Consider the following 18910-nt stretch of genomic DNA (forward strand, 5'->3'; position numbering starts at 1 on the left):
TATAGCGGCCCTGTTCCGGGCCCCGGTGCGTAGGCACGGCAGGCTTCATCCCGTTGGACCAGAGATGGGCAGACGAACGGGTCGCCGGTGGTGGCCCTGTCGTCGGCTGGGATTCGGCCGGTCAGACCGCTGATTCCAGCACCGCCCAGTCTGCTGGGTGCGGGGCCCACGACGAAGAGCCCTCGATGCTCTCGAAAGGGTTGAGCGGCCCCATCCCTCGCTGTGTTCGGCTTCACCGCCGGCGGCTCCACGCGACTTTGAGTGTGTGATCCGCAGTCAAGCCGCACTGTCACCGGTTCGGCGCGGCCGGGCCTGCCAGAGGTGTGTATCGGATCTTCGATGTCCAGCCGTGCAGAGCGGTAACCGCCCTGTGCCGTTGTCGTTTGCTCCGTGGAAACACCTTGGACGGAAGGACGAGTTGATGGCGGAAAAAACGGTCGAGGAGTTCGGCACGGAGAGCCTCGTTGGTCTTCTCCAGGAGTTGTTCGAGTTCCCGGACGACATGCTGACGCCCACGACGACCCTCGACGAACTGGGCCTGGATTCACTGGCCTTGATGGAGATGGGTGTGGTCATCGAGGAACGTACCGGCGTGGAAATGGGCACTTTGGTGGACGGCATGTCCCGGTCCGAGCCCCTGGACCAGGTGGCCCGGACGATCGCGCGTGTTCTGGCGCGATGACCGACCGTGTCTGTGTGCTGTTCGTTTCCGGCCCCGTCCGCCTGTTCAACTCGGCTGCCCGGATCGCGGGGAGGGCCGATGGGTGAGGCGGTGGCTGTCACCGGGATCGGCTTGCTCACGCCGGCGGGCTGTGATGCCGAGACGAATTGGAAGAACCTGTGCTCCGGGCGTTCGCTGGCCGCGAAGAACCCGCAATTCGAGGGACTGGCAGTCGACATCTCGTGTGATGTGCCGGACTTTGATCCGTTGATCGAACTCGGCGGGCGACTTACTCGGCGCCTGGACCGGTTCGCTCATCTGGGGATCGCGGCGTCCCGCCGTGCCGTGGAGGACGCGGACCTGCATATCGAGGACGGTCCTGCGGAGCGGGTCGGCGTCGTACTCGGGGTGGGTTCGAACAGCCTGCGGACGTACGTTGCCGAGTTCACGCGGCTCGGTCAGGGACGGCCCGCCGCGGTCTCCCCGCTCGCGCTCCCTCGGAGTGTCCCGAACATGGTCGCCGGTGAGATCGCCCTGGACATCGGGGCCAGGGGGCCGAATTTCACGGTCTCCAGCGCCTGCGCCTCGGGCAGCACCGCGTTGGGTGTGGCCCGGGGCATGCTCCTTGGCGGCTTGTGCGACGTGGTCCTGGCGGGCGGCAGTGAGTCGTGGTCGCGCATGAGTGCTGTCTGCTTCTCCCAGCTGGGGGCGCTGTCCCGCCGGACCGACCGGCCTCCCCTCGCCTCGCGTCCCTTCGATCGTGACCGCGACGGCTTCGTCCTCGGTGAGGGAGCAGCCGTCCTCGTACTCGAACGGCTCGACGTTGCGCAGGCCCGCGAGGCCCGTATCCGCGGGCTGTTGTGCGGATACGGGGCTTCTGCCGACGCCCACCATCCGACGGCCCCGCACCCTGAAGGGGCGGGCGCGGAGCAAGCCATTCGGCAGGCTCTGGCGGACGCCGGATGCCTGCCGCGCGACATCGGCCATGTCAACGCGCACGGCACCTCGACCGTGCTGGGTGACGCCGCGGAGGCCGTCATGCTCCGACGGGTCTTCGCTGACGGCGTGCCCCCGGTGACGGCGACGAAGAGCGTCATCGGCCACACGATGGGTGCGGCCGGGGCCATCGAGGCCGCGGTCACCGTGCTCGCCCTGGAGCGGCAGTCCGTGCCGCCGACGGCCAATGTCGACGAGCAGGACCCCGGACGGGAACTGGACATCGTCACCGGCGCTCCTCGCAGCGTGGCCTTCAGCCGCGCGCTGTCGACGTCCTCGGCCTTCGGCGGGCAGAACGCGGCGTTGGTGTTCGGAGCTGTCTGACGTAGGTACAAGAGGGATCGGGCCGCCCTTCTGGTGTGCGGCGTGAGGCATCAGGGGGATCCGGCCGCGCTCACGTGTCCTTCGAGGTCAGAGGTCGTTGCCCTGGGTGGTCCGATCCCGACTCGTCGGAGTCGTCGGGTTGTCGCAGCGTAAGGGGAAGCGCACGTGCAGAACACCGCGGACCTGGTCCCGGACAGCACAGGGCACGGGTCCGGACCGGGCCCTGGATCCTTGTCGTCCGTCGGCAAGGCCGGTCCCGGTCTGCGGGCCGGGCGGGACGTCCTGGTGTTCAGGCGGTATGCCGACGTGGCGGTGATCGCCCGGGACCCGGCGTTCGTGGTGAAGGACGCCGACTGGTTCGACGCGCATCTCCCGGGCTGGCAACAGAGCGCGGGCATGCGGCTGTTCGGCACCAACATGCTGTTCCACAACGGGGCGAGCCACCAGCGGCTGCGAAAGGTCATGTCGCCCGCGTTCAAGCCGGCTCGGCTGCGCGCGCTGGGCGAGGTGGTGCGCGCCACCGTCGAGCGCCGGTTGGACCTCCTCGACGAGCGGCCACGTGGGGACGTCGTCGATCTGCACGAGCTGCTGACGCTCCCGGTCACGCGCAGCACCGGATGCGCTCTCGTCGGCGTGCCCGAGGAGGACGGTCCGCTTCTTTACGAGCTGGTGCAGCCGCTGTTGGCCCTCCTCGACCCCGAGATCGGACCACGCACGCTGCTGCGTGCGGACCGTGCGGCGAAGACTCTGCGGCCCTGTCTTGACAGGCTGGTGGCCGAACGGCGGGCGAGGCCGGTGGACGACCTGGCCTCGTCGGTCGCCGGCTCTCTCGACGACGGCGAGGCGGCTGCCGCGCTCGCCCTTGCGCTGGCCGGTGGCTTCGACACCACGCTGACGCTGCTCGACCACGCGGTCAGCGGGCTGATGGCCTCACCGGCGCGAGCCTCGGTTGCATCCGGCGACGCGGACGCCCTCAACGCCGCGATCAACGAGGCCCTGCGCCTCGCGTCGCCCATCGGGCTGATCACCCGTATCGCCCGGCACGAGGTGAACGTCGGCGATGTGCGGGTTCCGGCAGGCCAGGAAGTCATGGCGTGGATCTGTGACGCCCACCGCGATCCCCGGCACTTCCCGGATCCGGACAGCTTCGAGCCGGAGCGGCCCGCGAGCCGGCTGCTCTCCTTCGGCAGTGGTCCCCACTACTGCCTCGGCGCTCAACTGGCAAAGTTGGAAGCCTCCCTCGTACTTCCTGCCGTGCTGCGGCGTTTTCCCCGCATGATGCCCGCCGGTTCCCCGTGTCCCAACGACCGGGTAAACGTGCGCGGTTGGACGGACCTCCCCGTCGTGCTCGACCCCTGACCGGGTCTCGTCGCACGGCGATCTCCCAGGCACAGCCTCCCCCCCCCAGCCGGTCCCGGCACCGCACGCTCGGGACACGTCACCCAAGGAAAGGCAAGGAAAGAACCCATGCGTCCCTCTCTCAGAACGGCCTGGTCCGCCCGGCGCCTGCCGACCGTCACCTTCATCGCCGCGGCCCTGTGCGCGGGGATGACGGTGCTGACACCGGCCGCGTCCGCCACGACTGCGGCACCGCAGCCCGTCACCTGCGAGACCACGTCCCGCAGCATGCTGGAACCCCCGCAGATCGGCCTTCCCAGCCAGCCGCGCTTCGAGGGAACGGGCACCGTCACCTGCCGTGACGCGCAGGGGGAGCCCTACCTCGAAGGCGAGAGCACGTTCAGCGGCACACTGCCTTCGCTGGATGCGATCGCAGCAGGCGGCAAGCCCGTGTTCCGTAGCCGGGTGGACTGGTCGGACGGCACGGTGACCACGGGCACGTTCACCGACTTCCGTACGGAGCCGGGCGAGAACGGTGTCCTGGAGCTCACCATCAAGGGCGCCAACGACGTCGGCAGTACGCGGTTCGGCGGTTGGTCCGTCTCGGCCGCCGGGCAGTCAGTACGCGTGGGGGTCGACCCGAGCGGAGAGATCGTCAACGCGCAGACGGGCAGGGTCACTTACACGCCCTGACCGCCTGTCGGGTGTGGTAGTCCCCCCTGGGGTGCTGCCACACCCGACGCGCCCTGCACCCGTGAACACTCCCGCGCGAAAGACCTGAGCATGAACCCGCCACCGGCCCCCGGGCTCGCCGTACGGCCGTACTTCGACCCGTTCGATCCCGACCTGCACACCGACCCGTACGCCCGTTACGCCTCGGCACGCGGTGCCGCCGCCCTGTGCGAGGGGCCGCACGGCCTGATGGTGGTGACCCGCCATGCGGAGGTGTCGCAGGCCCTGCGGGACAACCGTCTGGGGCACGGGCCGCTCACCGCGCCGAACCGGATCTTCTCCTTCCTGGGCATGGATCCGCCCGACCACGGGCCGCTACGGCGCATCGCGGCACGCTTCTTCAGCCCGTCGGCCATCAGCGCTCTGGCCCCGCGGATCGCCGCCTTCGTAGACGACCTGCTCGACGTCGCGCTGGAGAAGCAACACGTAGACCTGCTCACCGACTTCGCGTATCCCCTCTCGCTTCGTGTGGTGTGCGGACTGTTCGCGCTGCCCGAGGAGGAGCAGCCGTGGATCCGCGAGCAGACCCCACCGATCGCCCGGCTCCTCGACCCGCCCTACGCCCTCGCCGAGCACGACCTGGCCGCCGCTCACTCCGCGGCCGCCGGATTCGTCACCTACCTGCACCGGAAGATCAACGGCCGACGCCGGCGCCCCGGCCCCGACGCGCTCAGCGCCCTGATCGCCGAGGCTGACTCCGGGTCCACGATGACCCGCCACGACCTGCTGCCGATGTGCGCCCTGCTGCTGATGGCCGGCTACGAGACCACCGCCAACCTCATCACCAACGGTGCCCTCGCTCTGCTGCATCACCCGGACCAACTTGCCGCCGCCCGGGGCGAGTTCGGCAGCGGGCAGCTGGACGGCACCGCGATGAACGAGCTGCTGCGCTACGACTCCTCGATCCAGATCACCTTCCGTACGGTGCAGCGCCCGGCCGTGATCGCGGGCACGCCGCTGGATGCGGGGACACCGGTGGCCCTGCTGATCGGATCGGCCAATCACGACCCTCGCGTGTTCGCCCGCCCCGGCCAGCTCGACCTGGGCCGCGCACCCAACCCGCACCTGAGCTTCGGCGCAGGCATCCACTACTGCCTCGGTGCGCCGCTCGCCCGGCTGGAAGCCTCCCTGGCCCTCGGCCGGCTGCTCGCCCGGACCCGCAGCATCGAACTGTCCCCTGGCCCGGTCCGGCACAAGGACATCACAGCCACCATCCGCGGTGTGACAGAGCTCCCCGTCACCCTCACCTGACCCATCACACTCCGCCCTCGGCGAACGGAAGCCACCAGCGAACATGACGCCCGTCAGCCCGCAGGGACTGCACCGCCTTCCTGATGCCCCGTCATGCCCGCACCCGCCGCTGGTGACCGGCGATCCCTCGTCCTGGGACGCGTCCAGGGCCTTCAGACAACTGCGGGAGCAGGCCCCCGTCCAACAGGTTGTGCTGCCCGGAGGCCTCGTCGCGTGGCTGATCACCGGCGCAGCTCAGGCACGGCAGGCGCTGGCGGATGCGCGTCTGGCCCACGACATGCGCCGACTGCCCGATCCTCGGCAGGGCTTCGGCGGCCGCCGCTACCCCGACGACCTCTTCTCCGCCGAAGGCCGGCACCTGCTCAACAGCGACGGCGCGGACCACCGCCGCCTGCGGAACGTCCTCGCTCCGCTGCTGTCCCGTACGGCTGCGCAGCGATGGGAGCCGTTCATCGCGCGCGCCTGTGCCGAGTTCCTGGACGACATGGCCGCAGCCGCCCGGCCGGACCTGGTCGCCGACTACGCCCGCCCGCTGGCCGTACGGATCACCGCGACGATCCTGGGCGTCCCGGCCGGGGCACAACAGCAACTGAGCCGCCTGACCCTGGAGATGATCAGGGCTGTCGACCCCGAAGACCCCGCCGTCCGCAGACAAAGGACCGAACTGTTCGGGGTGTGGACACGCATCGTCGGCCACAAACGGCGCAAGCCCGGCGACGACCTCCTCACCCATCTCACCCTCGCCCACGGCCAGGGGCGCCTCTCCTCGGAGGAGCTTCTCTCCGTGGCCTGGGGGCTCTTCTCCGGGGGCATCTCACCCACCACGACACTGATCGCCTGCGGAGCGATCGAGATCATGCGAAGCCCGGAACTGCGCCAAGCCCTCAGCGACGAAGCCGCCATGGGCCGGATCACCGAGGAACTGCTCCGGATCACCAGTCCCTTCCCGGTCTCCGTCTGGCGTTTCGCCCTCGACGACATCACCTTCGACGACACCGTGATTGCCCAGGGCTCCGTGGTGCTGGTCGCGCTGGCGGCCGCCAACCGCGACCCGGCGGCCTTCCCGGAACCCGACACCGCGCGCCTGGACCGACACGGCGGCCACTTGTCGTTCGGGCTCGGCCCGCACTACTGCCCCGGCGCGCCCCTCGCCCGCCTGCAGGCGACCGTCGCGCTCACCGCGCTCTTCCGCAGGTTTCCCGATCTCCGCCCAGCCGTCGCGGAAACCGATTTGCGCCGGCAGGGAGTGCTCATCGAACGCGGCTATGAGCACGTCCCGGTGTGCACCAACAGCATCGCTCCCCAGGCCGTCACGTGATCCAACTGCCACCAGACCAGGTCGAGTTCGAGCCCGGCCACGCCCACACCTGGCGCCTCTCGTTCCCGGACGCCCCCGCAGCCCCGGCTTCGCGCCGGCCCATCAGCTACAACCAGGCGGTGCATCTCGGCGCAGCCTGGTCCGCGCACACCGCGAACCGGCCGGCCACCTTCGCCATCGCCTGCGGCTTCCAGATGCCCGGCCGCATCGACGTGCCCGCTCTCGAAGCCGCCTTCCTCCACCTGGCACATCGGCACGAGGTCCTCCGCACCCGCTGCCGCCCCACCCCATGGGGCGTTTCCGCCCACGCCCACGCACCCCAGGAGACCCACCTCGAACACATCGAGGCAGGACCACTCACCTCACCAAGCTCGACCCGCGCCCACCTGCACCAGCTCCTGCGACAGGTGAACCCGATCACCGGACCCCTGGTAGTCATGGGAGCCGTCGTCCGCGAGAACTCGGCCACAGTCCACGTCGTCTACGACCACCTGGTGGCCGACGTACTCTCCGCACCGATCACCGTCGCAGAACTCACCCGCGCCTACGAAGACCTCGCCCACAACCGCCGACCTGACCCGACACCCGCGGACACCTTCTGGCACTTCGCACGCAAGGAGCGCACTTTCAACCGCGCACTGCGCGCAGAAGACGACCAACTGCGGGGCTGGCGGGACTTCACCGCCCCCGGAGCGCAGTTCCTCCCCAGCTTCCCCCTCGACCTCGGCGTCCAGCCGCACCACCGCTACCCGTCACTGAACCGCACCCACACCCTGCTGCCCGATCACCTCACGCAACGGGTGGAAACAGCCTGCCGTGCCTCCGGCGGAACCCTGCTCACCGGACTCCTCGCCGCAACGGCCACCTCTGTCCGGGACGAAGGCGGCCCCGACACCTACCGGGCGCTGATGCCGCTCAACCGGCGCGAACCAGACCGCTACTCCCACTCCGTCGGCTGGTTCGTCAACGCCGTACCCATCGAGATCCCCGCCCCGCGCCAAGCCCCCTTCAACACCCTGATCGCCCAGGCGCTCCAGGGCTACGAAGCAGGGCGCCGACACGTCGCCGTGGCCTCCGCGCGCGCACAAGAACTGCTCGGCTACGCGGAGGACACCGCCACCGACCACCATCCCGTCAACTTCTTCTCCTACCTGGACTTCCGCACCGCCCCCGGGGCCGAACACCCATCAACACGCACTGCAAGAGTGCACCTGTGGTACCCCGCCTCCAACGGAACCTTCTTCTGGTTCCATCGCAACCACAGCGGACTGCACCTGAACACCCTCCATGCCGACACCCCGCGAGCACGGCACACAGTAAACGCCCTGGTCCACAGGCTCATTCGTACGCTGCGCGCCTACGCGGGTGCATCAAGATGACGGACCTGTAGGGCAGTTCTTCGGGCCGTGCACTCCGTCGTCAGCAGGTGCTGGGTGCGGTCCGGTTGGCGAAGCGGTTGGCGAGCCAGGGGAGTCCCTCGGTGCTGGTGCCGTGGGTTGCGGCGATGTGGCCGGGGATGTGGTTGCCTGCGAACTTCACGCGCGTGCCCTGGCGGCACCAGTCGGCGGCCAGGTTCTTGCCGACCTGCTGGGGGACGACGTCGTCCAGGGCGCTGTGGGAGAGCAGGACGGGTGCTGCGGGCTTGCGCTTGCCGAGTTGCTGGTCGGCCACGATCGCGTTCCACGGGGCGCGTTGGAGGCGTTCGGTGAGCGGGCGTCCGTCCGCGGTCAGGAAACGCGAGTTGAGGAAGGGGTACTTGGCGAGGGCCTGCGTCGTGCACACGTTGTCCCGCAGATCGTTCGTTACGCGCTTGCCGCGGGCGTTCAGATACGGGCCGATGTCGATGCCGTACGAGGTGGACAGGCCGGAGAGGGAGTAGTTGAAGAACGCTCCGTAGGCGGAGCCGTCCATGCTGTCCGCGACCCTCTTCAGGTCCGCCGGTGGAGCTCCGACGACTGCGCCCTTGACCTTGAGTTCGGGCGCGTAGGTCAAGGCGAGTTCGGCGGCAGAAGCCGATGCGCCGCCGCCCTGGGAGTAGCCGTAGAGCGCGACCGGCCCGGCATCCGGAAGGTCTACGGAGTCCAGACGCTGGGCCGCCCGAACGGAATCCAGCACGGCGCGGCCCTGCGCCTCGCGGTCCATGTAGGTGTGGACACCGGGTGTGCCCAGCCCCTGATAGTCCGTCACCACCACGGCAAAGCCCCGGTCGAGGAGCTTTTTGATGGGCAGCGCCTCGTACTCGGTGCCCTCGGCCAGTTGGCGGGAGGGGGCGCACTTGTCCGCCAGGCCCTGGGTGCCGGGGGCGAAGCCGACGATCGGGCGTTGGCCGTACGGGGAGGTCACGGGGTTCAGCACGGTGCCGGTGACGGCGATGGGCTTTCCGGTGCGGTCGGTGGTGCGGTACATGATCCGGTGCACGCTCGCCCTGACCTTGATGGCCTTGAGGGGATCCAGGTAGAAGACGCCCGGCTCCGAGCTGAGCACGTCGCCGTTCTCGGCGGGCAGGCTCGTCGGCTGCTGTTGCGCGGGCAACTGCTCGGTGGCTGCAGCTTCGCCGGACAGGGGGACGGTGAGCACGGCGGAGGCTGCGGCGGCGAACGCTGCCACGGCACGCCTGCCCAGGGGACGACGACAAAGCACGACGGCTCCTCGGTCAGGGAATCGGGAAGATCCACTAACTATCCGAACCAAGGAGCCTGGCTAGGGAGATACGCCGAAGTTCCGTGACGTATACCCTAAATCGACGTCTGTGCGGCCCATTGGACAGGCCTGGTGTCGTGCGTGCGTCTGGTCAGCCGATGGTGAACGTGACGGTGTGGTCTGTCAGTTCGACTCGGTCCTGGTGCCTGTCGGCCCAGGTTCCGCCGGTCTTGAACGCGTCGGTGAAGGAGAGGGTGTACGTCCCGGGGGTGAGGTTCCCGAGTTCGAACTCGCGGGAGAAGGTGCGCTTGTACGGTTTCCGGCCGCCGCTGATGGTGATCTTCTCGGCGCTGACCTCCGTGCCGGCGGGGTCTGTCAGCGTCAGCTTTCCGGTGATCTTCGGGACGTATTGGTCGGACAGGGTGCGCACTTCTGCGTACCACTTGACGGCATCCCAGTAGTAGGGCTTGGCCCAGTAGGACACGGTGGCCTTCTGGTAGCCGTCACCGTCCCAGCCGAGCTGGAGCTCCAAGTGGGAGGAGACACTGCTGACGTTCCGGTGGCCGCCGCCGCGGTCGTCGTGGTCGCCGGAGGAAGGGCTGCGCACGGACCGGAAGACGTCGTCGTCAGCCTTCTCGGACGTGCTGACCCAGTCGACGTTCCTGAGCGAGCCCGCCTCCCATCGGTGCACGAGGTAGTGGTCTCCCAGGCGCATGCGGCGGGCTGTTCCCTGGGGGTGGGTGCGCCCGTTCTCGTCACGGGCGCGGGCGAACTTGGCGGCGGCGGCCTGGGCGGGGATGTTCTCCCGCAGCTCGGTCTCGATGTCGCGCATCCCGTCTTCCGAGACGCTCACGCCCAGGAAGACCTCCAGCTGCTCTACGCGGTCGAACATGTCGACCGTGAACGTCCACCGGACCGGCACGAGACGAAGTCCTTGGGACGCGAACCCGGTGAGGGTGAGCCCGTCGTCCTGCTCCTCGACGGCAACGAAAGCCTTGAAACGAGACCGCAGTTCACGAGTCGGTAGGCCTCTCATGGAACCGATCGTGAAGGTGAATTCCGGGGCGGCATTCCTCAACGCATCGTCGTCCCGCTCGTTGAACGCCTTCACGAAGTCGCGCACAGACTGTTGCGTCAGATTCTCAGTCTTGATCACGAAGCCAGGCTCCCACCCGTCGCTCCGCATCCCAGAGCGTTACACGCCGTGACGAAACGATCCGTCACATTCCGCAGATACATGGGCCGACCAGCGGCACAGCCACAGGCGTTGACCGGAGGCGGCAGGCATACGTCCAGCTCGGCCCACCGGCCGGCAATGCGGTGCGGCCAATGGCTGGGTATTGCATCGCAGAAGTGCGGTGCGGCGGACTGTCCGTCCCATTGCCGCAGGCACCGCCGAGACGGGCGGCCCTGTCGCTCAACGGCGCGCGGAGACGCACTCACAATCAGGTGAATGGGCGGGGGCTCCGTCAGATCAAGGGACCATGCCCCCCCATGGAGATCAACGTTACTTTTCGGCACATGACTGGGACTGACGTCATTCGCAGAGGTGTTGAGGAACGGGTGGCGGCACTGCAGCAACACCTCCCTCGTACAGGAACTTCCGCCGAGGTCACCCTGAGCACCGAGGGCGGTGAATTCATCGCCGAGGTTGCCTTGGCAGCAGGAGACTCTCGGTACTACGCAACGGAACGCAATCACGACATGTACCAGTCCATCGATCGTGTCGTCTCAACGCTGGAGTCAAAGATCACGTCAGGTACGAAGACGACTCGGACGGTCGGCCGGATCAACGTACCGGGACTCGGCTAACGCCACTCCTTGCGGCCGTTGGCAAAGGCCGCAACGACGAGTCAGGCAGCGAAGGGTCCACCGAGCCACAGCTTCATCGGCGGCCGGTGGACCCTCATCGGCCCAGCCACCGACACGCTGTTCGGCAGCTGGATCGAACACGCGGCGGCACCCTCAGTCCGGCCACGACGTCTCGCTCGTCGCCCTGAATGGATGCCTTCCGCGCACGGCGGCGGTCTCGGAACTGTCCAAATGGGCACTGGACTTGAGGGGCTGCGCACCCAACCCACGATGCCCGCGTTTGGCGAGCGGAAAGAGCTGGGTAGTTCGCTGCCGCATTCGGCACGGTTCCATGAGGACGAGGGGGCGGATCGCGTGATCGTGGTGGAGGAACGGATCGGGCTGGCGGAGATGCGCGTCGGCTGGACAGGGACCGTTGGCCTGGTGATCACGATGGGGGCCTTGCACGAGGGGCACGCGTCGTTGATCCGGGAAGCCCGGCGCCTTCACGACCACGTCGTGGTGACGGTGTACGTGAACCCGCTGCAGTACGAAGACCCGGCCGTCTATCCGCGAACCCCGGACGAGGACGCCCGGCTGTGCCGCGAGGAGGGCGTCGACGTTCTCTACATGCCCGACACGGCCGAGGTGTACCGCGACGGCGGCCCGCTGATCACCGTGGCACCCGGTGCGCGCGGTGAAGTCCTCGAAGCGGAGGGGCGGCCCGGCTACTTCGACGGGGTGCTGACCGTGATGCTCAAGATGACGAACCTGGTGGGGCCGGACGCGGTGTTCCTGGGCGAGAAGGACTTCCAGCAGTTGGCGCTGTTCCGTCGCATGGTGTTCGACCTGGACGTGCCCGTTCAAGTGGTGGGCGTGCCGACCGTGCGCGAGAGCGACGGCCTGGCGCTCTCCAGCCGCAACACACGCCTGTCCACCGCCGAGCGCGAAGCGGCGCTGGCCCTGCCGCGCGCCCTGACAGCCGGAGTGGGTGTGGCAGCCGAACAGGGCGGGGCAGCCGATGTCCTCGCCGCAGCGGCCAACCTCCTCAAGGCCGCTGACAGCGGCGACGTACCCGTCCGGACGCTCTACCTGCAACTGGCTGGTCCCAGCTTGGAATCCGCACCTGAGCAAGGGCCGGCCTGGCTGCTGGCCGCAGTCCAGGTGGGCGGAACCCGGCTGATCGACGCGATGCCCTTGCAGCTGGAGCCCAGCTCGCAGTCAGGTGGATGAAGCGCGTCTGTCGGCGCCGCACAGACCGTTCCGGCGGACCCGCAGCGACCCAGATCGCGCGCCTAGCCCGGGACGGGCTGACGAAAAGGGAGCCTCGCCGACCCTTCAGCACCCAGGACTGGTGCGGGTCCAGGAACAAGGACGGCGCGACCTGGAACGAAAACTTCCGGTGCGCGAACTCCACACTGCCCGCGAAGTCCTTGGGCCTACTGTGGGTGCATTGACCTGGTCGCGGCGGATGCGTAGCAGCCCGAAGGGCATGGCGCGTGCAAGGGTGCGGCGGGCAGGATCGAGCCATGAAGATTCTTGTGCTGGGTGGAACGTGGTTCCTGGGGAAGGCGGTTGCTCAGGCGGCTCTGGACCGAGGGTGGGAGGTGAGTGCCTTCAACCGAGGGCGCTCAGGGGTTGCGCCCGAAGGCGTCACCGAGATCCGTGGGGATCGAACCATCCGGGGCGATCTTGCGAAGCTGGCTTCGCACGGCCCTTGGGATGCGGTGGTCGATACTTCGGCGTCCGAGCTCGCTCCTCGTGACGTACTGGCTGGAGCGCGAGCCCTGGAGCCGGTCGCGGGACGGTACGTCTACATCTCCACGGTGAACGCCTACCGGGGCTGGCCGAACGAGCCGCTGTCGGAGGCGTCAGAGGTTCTGGACGGCCCCGCCGACGCGGATATCGACTACGGTCGGCTCCCCGCGGACTGGGACGGGCCGGACTGGTACTACGGGCGCCAGAAGGCCGGCGCGGAACGAGCTGCCCTGGAGTCCTTCGGCGTCGAGAGGGTGTCGGTCCTCCGCCCCGGAGTCATCCTGGGGCCGGGCGAGTACGTGGGTCGACTGCCGTGGTGGTTGAGTCGGGCGAAGAGCGGCGGGCAGATCCTCGCGCCGGGGGACCCTGCCCAGGGGATCCAACCCATCGACGTTCGCGATGTAGCTGACTTTGCGCTCGACCAGGCGCAGGCCGTAGGAGGCCATGCGTACAACGTCACGGCCCCGATCGGGCACGAGACGATGAGTGGCTTCCTCAATGCGTGCCTGGAGGTGACGGGAGGGGCTGGTCGCCTGGTCTGGGCACCCGATGACCTGTTGATCGACCACGGTGTGCAGCAGTGGACCGAGCTGCCGCTGTGGCGTACGCACGCTGGCGCGTGGCGGATCGATTCCACCCGAGCTCAGCAGGCCGGGCTACGGTGCCGGCCGCTCGCCGAGACCGTTGCCGACACGTGGGAGTGGCTGAGCAGCGGCGGTACGCCGGTGGAGCACCCGCGTTGGGCCGAGCACGGGATCTCGGCCGAGAAGGAAGCGGAAGTCCTGGCCAAGCTGGGTGGCTGAGGGTCAGGCCTCGATCGCCAGTGGCGCGGCGGAACTGAGTTTCTGTGCGGTCGCGGCTGCCGAGAACTCTTCGATGCGTTCGCCCAGGCCGGCCGCCTCCGCCGCGCCACTGAAGTCGGGGCGGCGGAGCTCCGCTCGTACGGCGGCCATCCGTTCCAGGACGCCTGCGCTCCTCCACGCCGTCGGTACGGAGAAGACCGGTTCGAGGGCCTCGTGGGCACCGGCGAGTTCACCACGAAGCAGCCGGGCGCGCGCCAAGTCCACGGACGCCTGGGACGAGATGAGGATCGGCTGCTCGTCCGTCGGTAGGGCCGAGAGCAGTTCCAAGGTGGTGCTTGCTGCTTCCTCGGCTCCCTCGGAGTCGCGGAGCAGCAGGTAGGTCGTGGCGTTACTCATCGCGACGCGTTCGCTGGCGAATCCGAACTCACCGCCGATGTCGTCATGGAGATCGTCGCGGTCTCCGGTGCTCTGGTCTAGGGAGTCGCGAATTGCGCGCTCGGCGGCGGCCGTGTTGCCCAAGTGTCCATAAGCGCGGCCCTCGATGACGGACAGACGGGTCCGTGCCGTGTCCCCGAGCCCGCCGAAGCGCTGCGCCTGTTGGATGAGCCGGGCCGATTCCGACGGTCGCCCGCCCCAGAACGCGAGAAAGGCCAGTGCGCCGTGAGCGTACGCCTGGAGCGGGCCGTGCTCGATGACCTGCCCGTACAGCGCCGCCGTGCGGGACAGGGATACCGCCGCGGGCAGCGACCCCAAGTCGAAGCAGACCGCGGACAGAAGGGAAGCCGACTGGCCGGCTGCGAGGTACGCCCGTTCCTTTTGGCGGGGAACCTCCGTCCGCTCCAACAAGGTCTGCGCGATGCTCAGAAGCTCCTTGGCTCGCCGATACACCTCGACCGGCGACGTGCGGTTGTAGTCCCGGGCCAGAGCAATGACATCGTCGTCGAGCTGGTCGAGGGTCATGTCTGGCACGTTGAGGGAGGCGGCACCGCTGGCGTGTGCAGCTGCATCCCGAGCCGTCATAGCGAGTTCACTTTCATTGAGTGCAATTACGTGCTGGTGCGGAGGAGCCGGTGGCTCCTCCATCGGCGGGCTGAGCAGGCTTCGAACGGGATGGCCGAACATGTGCTCCAGGACCTGAGGAGCCGGCCGGTTCGGAATTCCCCGCACACGCCCCGAAGTCCATCGGCGGTACGTCTGCTCTTCTACCGTGGCGGTCGACAGGGGTTTGCCCGCCGCTGCTGAGACCTCGCGGGCCGCCTTCTCGTACTCGTCTCTGAACTGGTTGTACGTCCAGCCTCGTTCCCATACGAGAAGTTGGAGCAGCGATCTCGCTTGCAACTTCATCGTGGGATCCCTCCTGACCCGTGAGCGCGACTGGCAGGGCGGCTCAGCTGCCCCAACCCACTATTGCCCAACCATGCTGGGGGAAAGAGGCGTTGGGCAGATGTGGATGCCAAATGACATGTCGGTGATACCCGCGTCACCCGACCAAGCGCGAAGTGATACCCGCCGTGACATGGTCGCTCCGTTCCGACAGCGCAAGTGTTGATCCCCCGCACCGACCGACGTGGTCCTGGACCTGTTCCTGTTGCTCACGTCGGTCGCCAAGGGCTCAAGAGCAAGGCGCTGGAGGAGCCACGATGACCCGCACCAAAGCTGTTGCGTCGGATGCTGCAGACACGGGCGAAGCGGCTGTACTCGCCTTCGAGACGCGCTTCCCGCCGGCCGAGCCGCAAGTACGTCGGATGCGGCAGAAGGCCGCGGAGAACTTACGGAGTTGGGGTCTCAGCACACTGGTGGACGACGTGAGCCTTGTGGTCTCCGAGCTGGTGACCAATGCCGTACTGCACGGCGGCGGACATCCTGTTGGGTTCAGCGTCAAGTACTCCGCCCAGGATCTCCGTATCGAAGTCACGGACGGAAACCCGGTCCCGGCCCAAGTGCGTTCCGCGGAGCTGACTGAGGAGAACGGCCGAGGGCTGTTCCTCGTGGCCGCACTCGCGGACAGCTTCGGCGTCAGCCCCGACGGAACGATGACGTGGTGCGCGTTCTCGATCGCTGCGAGGACGGCGTGCTGACGGCAACCAGGCCAGGGGTTCCTGACATCGACAGCGGGCGTACCGCTTCTTCAACTGCCCATTGGCAGCCGCCCCTTGACGTGGTGGGGCTCCAGCGGTTGAGGGACCGGTTGCGGAGCTGGGTGCCGTTCGACGGCGGTGCCCTTCTGGACGACGTGGCCTCAGCGCTGGACGAAGTCCCCCCGAGCCCAGCCACGATCGAGGACATCGCCGAGAACCTCAAAGGACACCTGGAAAGCCTGGTGAGTATCGCGTTGAGCAGCCAAGCAGCTGATCGGGACACCTGCGCGGCGGTTCTCGTGCGGCGAGCGCGTGCACTGCACGCCGATCCACTTCCAGGGAAGCACCACGAGGCCTTGCCCTACCTCCGCCGTCTGGGCTGGATCACCAACGAGCTGTACGACCGACTCGTCGCGTTCAACTGCGTGCGGGAGGCCGCGTGACGTCGAGGGTGTTCCCTCCCCTGCGGGTGCTGCCTGCCACGGAGGCCTATGACTACGAGCACTTCCGGTCTCTGCTCGCGGACTCGTCCGTGCTGGGCGAGGCGGTGGCCGTCTGCCGGTTTCGTGCGCCCCTTCTCGCTGTTCCGGTCGGCGGCACTCGCCGCGGCGGGTGCATGTCCTTCGAGCTGCTGACGGATGCGCTGGAGGTCCGCTCGCTCCTGGAAGGCAAGCCCGGTTTCACCAGGCTCCGCGTGCGTTGGTCCCCGTTCCGGGACACCTGCCACGTGGTCGAGTGGGGTGGCGAGGCTCCCGGCTGGGACGACGTGGAGCGTGGCCGGTTCTACGGCTACTGCGAGGAAGCCATCGCCGAGTTCATCCATGGCGCCTCCTCCACGCCTTCCTTTTCGGCGCTCATCGCACCGTTCTCTCATGGCTACGTCTCTGCCGGAGAGGGTCCAACTCCCGATTTCTGTACCAGCTTTGAAAGGAACCAGCCTCATGTGCTTGCACAAGCCCCCGTGTCCACCGGCCTCCGCCTCCGACAGGGAAGCGGCAGTGGCGATAGTGGCTTGTGACGTGCAGGGCTGGACGTTGTTGTGCAACCGGGTCGTTCTCTTCGACACCGGAGAGCTGCTTCCGAGCGGTGAGGTCGTGGCGCCGCGCCGGCCCGGTGTTGCGGGGATCGAGGTCGCTGTATGAGCCGGATCGCCACCACGGCCGTCCCCTACATCACTGGTCGGGAAGGCGAACAAGCGGACAGTTTGATCGCTTTGTGTCCTCGGCGGGAAGCGGACGGGCCGAGGCTCGCGTACGTGGATGAGGCGGTCGACGACCGCGATCTGCGCGACGTCCTGTGGGCGCGGGTCTCGCAAGTGCTCGGCCGGGACAACCAGCCCACGGGCAACCCGCAGTGGAAGCTGGTCCACCCTGCTCGGCAGCGGGAGACGATGCTCTATCTGCGGTGCCAGATGTGCGCTGGGCGTGCCAAGACCGGGGCCGGGACCTTGTTCCTGGAGACCGCGGACGCGGGTGACGTGAACGGTCTCAGTGGCCCGATCAGGACCGCTCAGCCGCCTGTGTGCTTGGAGCACGCCCGGATGGCCGCCGAGCGGTGCCCGCACCTCATGCGCGAAGGGCACGTCGCGCTTCTGGCGACCCGGTGTCCTCTGTTCGGGGTGATCGGCACGCCGTACCGCTTCGGCAGGACGGGGCCCGAGGCGCTGGCGGGCGACGACGTCCCGGTTCCGTACGGCGACCCGCGCCTGCGCTGGTTCCTGGCCTCGCAGCTCGTGCGCGAGCTGCGGCAGTACCAGGTCGTTGACCTGCGCGATCTCACGCCGATCCGCCGACGGGCTGCTTGAACGCCCCCTCGCCCCCTCGTGGCCGACATTCGGTGATCCGTGTTGGTCGCCAACTCCCAGCAATGAAAGGCAAATTGAGATGAAAATTGCGCACGCCGTACTCGCCGCCTCCGGGATCGGAGTCGCAGGGGCCGCGCTCGCCGAGCGCCGACACCGGCAGCAACTCAGGCTGCGTGTCGCCACGTTGCATCAGAAGTGGATCTCGGATGTGGCGGCGGATGCGGACCTACGGAGGATCTGGTCGCCTCCCGGCGGGGACGTCACGGATGAGGAGCACCTGCAGCACCTGTGCTGCAACCGGCTGCTCAGCTTCCTTTCCGCGAAGTTCCACGCGGGGCTGCTCGACAAGCACGGCTTGAGGATGCAGGCCCGATGGTTCATGGAGCGCGAAGCCGCACGGAACTACTGGAAGCTCTTCGCCGGTCAGCGTGAGGACGAGGAGACGGGCCGCAAGGACCGCTACTTCAACTCGGTCATGCGCGACGAGTACAGCCTCTACGCACGCCAGGACCAGGCCTGGGACGACCCGGACCCGCTAGCGGTCTGACCTCCACGCCGCGCGCCGCCCGAGACGCGCGGCCCTGAGCCGGGGCCTCCTGGCGGCCGTGTGGACCACCGTGCCCGTGCACCGAGGGCCGGAGGCCGTCCCCCGATCAGGAGGCGGCGCCGCGCAACGGCGCCCCGGCCGCGCTCTGTAGGGGAGCCGCGGCCGGCCCAGCCCCCCACGCCCATGTTCCTCAGCCTCCAGCGCGAATCGCCGCAGGCGACTTATCCATGAAGGGGACCTCTCCGTCGTGCATCAAGACACCGACTACGCTGCTCCCGGGCACCGCCGCATCGGCGGTCAGCTCCTCATCCGCAGCGAGGACGGGGACGTACTCCTGGTCCGGCCGTCGTACAAGCCCGGCTGGATCGTGCCCGGCGGCGGCGCGAAGCCCGGCGAAGGCGCATCCGCTGCCGCGCGACGCGAAGCCCGGGAGGAGCTCGGCCTCGACATCGAGCCCCAGCGCCTCTTGGTCGTCGATCACGTCGAGGCCGATCCCGAGACCGGGTCTGTCGAAGGCTTCAACTTCGTTTTCGACGGTGGCACGTTGCCTGAACAGGCCCTCGGCAAGATCTCGTTGCCCGAAGCCCCGGAGGGCGAGGAGAGCGAGCTGAGCTCTTTCGCGTTCGTCCACCCCGATTGGCTCCATGCCCACTGCCAGCCCTACCACCACCGTCGCATCGCGGCGGCGTTGGCGGTGCTCCAGGGCGAGTCCGGGGCCCAGTACCTGGAATCCGGCTCACCGCCCCGTTCCTAGACGGCCCTTCCGCCGACGCAGGCGGAAGGGTGCGCGACCTGGCAGCGGACCTGAATCGAAGGCTCGGTGCCGGATGAGCGGCGCAGGGGAACCTGCCGATCCCCGGACTTCCTCT

Annotated in this window: 20 protein-coding genes; 17 read left to right on the forward strand and 3 right to left on the reverse strand. The window is 68.3% G+C overall.

All coding sequences use genetic code 11. The features are described 5' to 3' along the window. Positions 1–349 precede the first annotated feature (349 nt). The 7 genes from QIS96_RS34415 to QIS96_RS34445 all read left to right on the forward strand — a co-directional run bounded on the left by QIS96_RS34415 (position 350) and on the right by QIS96_RS34445 (position 7999). Positions 350–682 carry an acyl carrier protein gene (locus QIS96_RS34415; protein WP_282546774.1) on the forward strand — a complete coding sequence of 111 codons (333 nt, stop codon included), beginning with the start codon at positions 350–352 and terminating at the stop codon, positions 680–682. A gap of 78 nt (positions 683–760) precedes the next feature. Next, the gene (locus QIS96_RS34420) at positions 761–1981 is read left to right on the forward strand and encodes a beta-ketoacyl-[acyl-carrier-protein] synthase family protein (protein ID WP_282546775.1); all 1221 of its coding nucleotides are present in this window, start codon (positions 761–763) and stop codon (positions 1979–1981) included. A gap of 165 nt (positions 1982–2146) precedes the next feature. Continuing rightward, the gene (locus QIS96_RS34425; protein WP_282546776.1) at positions 2147–3340 is read left to right on the forward strand and encodes a cytochrome P450; all 1194 of its coding nucleotides are present in this window, start codon (positions 2147–2149) and stop codon (positions 3338–3340) included. A 108-nt stretch (positions 3341–3448) separates the two neighbouring features. Then, positions 3449–4012, forward strand: a complete 564-nt coding sequence (locus tag QIS96_RS34430) for a hypothetical protein (protein ID WP_282546777.1) — start codon at positions 3449–3451, stop codon at positions 4010–4012. A gap of 90 nt (positions 4013–4102) precedes the next feature. Further along, positions 4103–5302: a cytochrome P450 gene (locus tag QIS96_RS34435; protein ID WP_282546778.1), complete on the forward strand. Its 1200-nt coding sequence runs from the start codon at positions 4103–4105 to the stop codon at positions 5300–5302. A gap of 43 nt (positions 5303–5345) precedes the next feature. Beyond that, positions 5346–6620 (forward strand): cytochrome P450, encoded by a 1275-nt coding sequence (locus tag QIS96_RS34440; RefSeq protein WP_282546779.1) that lies wholly within the window; start codon positions 5346–5348, stop codon positions 6618–6620. Continuing rightward, positions 6617–7999, forward strand: coding sequence for a condensation domain-containing protein (locus QIS96_RS34445; protein WP_282546780.1), 1383 nt, complete (start codon positions 6617–6619; stop codon positions 7997–7999). The genes QIS96_RS34440 and QIS96_RS34445 overlap by 4 nt, the downstream gene beginning before the upstream one ends. Positions 8000–8039: 40 nt before the next feature. On the opposite strand, the gene QIS96_RS34450 is transcribed toward QIS96_RS34445, so the two are convergent. Beyond that, the gene (locus tag QIS96_RS34450; protein WP_282546781.1) at positions 8040–9227 is read right to left on the reverse strand and encodes an alpha/beta fold hydrolase; all 1188 of its coding nucleotides are present in this window, start codon (positions 9225–9227) and stop codon (positions 8040–8042) included. Between the two features lie 184 nt (positions 9228–9411). Beyond that, entirely contained in the window at positions 9412–10416 is a 1005-nt protein-coding gene (locus tag QIS96_RS34455) for a hypothetical protein (protein WP_282546782.1), read from the reverse strand. Positions 10417–10754: 338 nt separating this feature from the next. Here QIS96_RS34455 and hpf point away from each other — a divergent pair, with 338 nt between their 5' ends. The 3 genes from hpf (at position 10755) to QIS96_RS34470 (ending at position 13612) form a co-directional block, all read left to right on the forward strand. Next, positions 10755–11072, forward strand: a complete 318-nt coding sequence (gene hpf, locus QIS96_RS34460; RefSeq protein ID WP_282546783.1) for a ribosome hibernation-promoting factor, HPF/YfiA family — start codon at positions 10755–10757, stop codon at positions 11070–11072. A 270-nt stretch (positions 11073–11342) separates the two neighbouring features. Continuing rightward, positions 11343–12284, forward strand: coding sequence for a 4-phosphopantoate--beta-alanine ligase (locus QIS96_RS34465; RefSeq protein WP_282546784.1), 942 nt, complete (start codon positions 11343–11345; stop codon positions 12282–12284). A 296-nt stretch (positions 12285–12580) separates the two neighbouring features. Continuing rightward, entirely contained in the window at positions 12581–13612 is a 1032-nt protein-coding gene (locus QIS96_RS34470; RefSeq protein WP_282546785.1) for an NAD-dependent epimerase/dehydratase family protein, read from the forward strand. 3 nt (positions 13613–13615) lie between these two features. Here the strand turns inward: QIS96_RS34470 and QIS96_RS34475 are convergent, their stop codons facing one another. After that, a complete protein-coding gene (locus QIS96_RS34475; protein ID WP_282546786.1) occupies positions 13616–14572 on the reverse strand; it encodes a hypothetical protein in 957 nt (318 codons plus the stop codon). 680 nt (positions 14573–15252) lie between these two features. Here QIS96_RS34475 and QIS96_RS34480 point away from each other — a divergent pair. From QIS96_RS34480 to QIS96_RS34510, 7 genes are all read left to right on the forward strand, one after another. Continuing rightward, a complete protein-coding gene (locus tag QIS96_RS34480) occupies positions 15253–15690 on the forward strand; it encodes an ATP-binding protein (protein ID WP_282546787.1) in 438 nt (145 codons plus the stop codon). Further along, a complete protein-coding gene (locus QIS96_RS34485) occupies positions 15654–16133 on the forward strand; it encodes a DUF6415 family natural product biosynthesis protein (RefSeq protein ID WP_282546788.1) in 480 nt (159 codons plus the stop codon). The genes QIS96_RS34480 and QIS96_RS34485 overlap by 37 nt, the downstream gene beginning before the upstream one ends. Then, entirely contained in the window at positions 16130–16708 is a 579-nt protein-coding gene (locus tag QIS96_RS34490) for a DUF6302 family protein (protein WP_282546789.1), read from the forward strand. Before QIS96_RS34485 ends, QIS96_RS34490 begins: the two co-directional genes overlap by 4 nt. After that, positions 16632–16832, forward strand: a complete 201-nt coding sequence (locus tag QIS96_RS34495) for a DUF5999 family protein (protein ID WP_282546790.1) — start codon at positions 16632–16634, stop codon at positions 16830–16832. Before QIS96_RS34490 ends, QIS96_RS34495 begins: the two co-directional genes overlap by 77 nt. A 113-nt stretch (positions 16833–16945) precedes the next feature. Continuing rightward, complete coding sequence (locus tag QIS96_RS34500) at positions 16946–17494, forward strand: hypothetical protein (RefSeq protein WP_282546791.1); 549 nt, start codon at positions 16946–16948, stop codon at positions 17492–17494. Positions 17495–17573: 79 nt separating this feature from the next. Further along, positions 17574–18041, forward strand: coding sequence for a DUF6082 family protein (locus QIS96_RS34505; RefSeq protein ID WP_282546792.1), 468 nt, complete (start codon positions 17574–17576; stop codon positions 18039–18041). Between the two features lie 247 nt (positions 18042–18288). After that, positions 18289–18795 (forward strand): NUDIX domain-containing protein, encoded by a 507-nt coding sequence (locus tag QIS96_RS34510; protein WP_282546793.1) that lies wholly within the window; start codon positions 18289–18291, stop codon positions 18793–18795. Positions 18796–18910: the final 115 nt, after the last annotated feature.

Origin of the sequence: Streptomyces cavernicola (assembly GCF_029968035.1) — a bacterium.
Lineage (GTDB): Bacteria > Actinomycetota > Actinomycetes > Streptomycetales > Streptomycetaceae > Streptomyces > Streptomyces cavernicola.